Genomic DNA, 293 nt, shown 5'->3' on the forward strand with positions numbered 1-293 from the left:
GCGACATCCTCATGCCCAAGCTCGATGGCTACCAGACCTGCGCCATCATCAAACGCAATGCGCGTTTTGCCGATATCCCGGTGGTCATGCTTTCGTCCAAGGACGGCGTTTTCGATAAGGCACGCGGACGCATGGTGGGCTGCCAGGAATATCTCACCAAACCATTTACCAAAGACCAGTTGCTGCAGGCTGTGCAGCAATTTGGTAATCGAAATCAAGGAGCCATGTAATGCCCATTCAGAAAGTTCTGGTCGTTGACGACTCGAAAACCGAGTTGATGTTTTTGACCGACT

At 51.5% G+C, this 293-nt stretch carries 1 protein-coding gene; it reads left to right on the top strand.

Features of this window, described 5'->3' with window-relative positions:
• Positions 1 to 230 (top strand): response regulator (locus tag B5P40_RS32230; RefSeq protein ID WP_142936386.1); only part of this gene is annotated, 230 nt, incomplete at its 5' end.
• Positions 231 to 293 lie beyond the last annotated feature (63 nt).

This window comes from Bacillus sp. SRB_8, assembly GCF_003264205.1.
GTDB lineage: Bacteria > Bacillota > Bacilli > Bacillales > Bacillaceae_G > Bacillus_A > Bacillus_A mycoides.